The sequence below is a fragment of the Helicobacter baculiformis genome, from assembly GCF_900197685.1.
Classification (GTDB): Bacteria; Campylobacterota; Campylobacteria; order Campylobacterales; family Helicobacteraceae; genus Helicobacter; species Helicobacter baculiformis.
In genome coordinates this window covers 1-1,339 of sequence record NZ_FZMF01000054.1, presented here as the reverse complement: position 1 = coordinate 1,339, position 1,339 = coordinate 1, and the positions used below count along the sequence as shown (strand labels likewise).

General features: G+C 47.5%; 1 protein-coding gene. It reads right to left on the bottom strand.

What is annotated here, in order from left to right; all coding sequences use genetic code 11:
• Nucleotides 1–1,339, bottom strand: a 1,339-nt coding sequence (locus tag C6G87_RS07240; RefSeq protein WP_459177835.1) for a putative barnase/colicin E5 family endoribonuclease, incomplete at both ends; no start/stop codon positions are given.

Genomic DNA, 1,339 nt, shown 5'->3' with positions numbered 1-1,339 from the left:
AAGCCGTGATTACCCAATGATTACCCCCTTGATGGTCCCACCCTCGTGATAGTCCTATCTTAAATGCGCCGTTCTTATTAGTAAAGTGGATAGTTTTAACACCCTGTACCTCTTTAAGCTCCCCATTACGCACTAAGTGATCCAACCCCCTAGCCAACTTCTGCAAAGGCGTACTACCCTCAAAGCCCTTAAAGTCCTCAAGATGCTTGGCAAAGATTTTAGATAAGCCCCACCCCTTAGCGCCTCTTCCCTCTCCTTTAAGATTGCCCCACACAAGATCAATATACCCTAAGTCTTCCCTATAGAACGCCCCTGCCACTTGCCCGCGTTGTTCTTCTAAGAGCTTTGCCACCGCTTGAGCCCCCTTAAGCTCAAACTCTTTAAAGTGTTCCCCAAAAGCAGGGTTGGGGGTGATCTTAAGGGGGCTTGTGCTACTCTCATTTAAAGGAGTCTGTATGTTCCCCTTGCCTGTGGATAAATTAACATTTTGGTTTAATGGAGAGTCTAAGCGGCTGTATGCTGTATCCGCCTCTGAAGAAGTATCTTTTGAATACGACTTTAAACGCGAATTTTGGGAGTCGTTTAAGTCTGTAGAAGATTTTCTTACCAATACGGACTTCTCAGAAGTGGCGTTTTTATCTAAACTCACCGCAAAAGAAGTTAAGGCGTTAATATCTAAGTCTACATCCTGAGCTAGGCGCTGACTCTCTTCTGCTAACGCTTCCATCTCCTTGTGTGTCAAGGTCGGGGCGATCTCCTGTTCCCGCAGCACATGATAACTCTCATCTAACTTCTTCTTCACCCCCCAACTTTGGGCAGTGTGTACCTGTATCTCGCTAGGGATGCCCTCATAAGTAAACTGCACATGCAAACCCTTATAACCCGTATTGCGGTGCTGTAATTCTATAGTGGGGGTTATACCCTTGCTCTCTAACACATCCGCAATGCGCACTAACTGACTGTCTAGCGCGTCTTTGGTGGGTGTGATTAGCGCCCCCCTTAATAAGTCATTGATCGCCCCTATATCCCCCCTCTTGCGCTTAATCTTGCTCTCTATACTCCCCACACTCTTAAGGATACTGCTAGCCTCTAGCGTGCTACCACCCCCCTTAAGCCCCTCTAAGAGCTCTTTAAACCCCTCTTCTTGTTCTTTAGCGGTGGTGTGGAGTTCTAGGGCTTGACTTTTTAGCTCTTGGGTGGTAGGGTTAGGGGTGTCATAACCCCCGCTTAGAGTTCGGTCTAAGTCGTATCCCCCTGAGGAAGGCGTAGAGGGGGTCGTGATATCTCCCTTACTCTTCCATATCGTTACAAGTCTTAACTTGTTCTGCCCCGTTAAAGC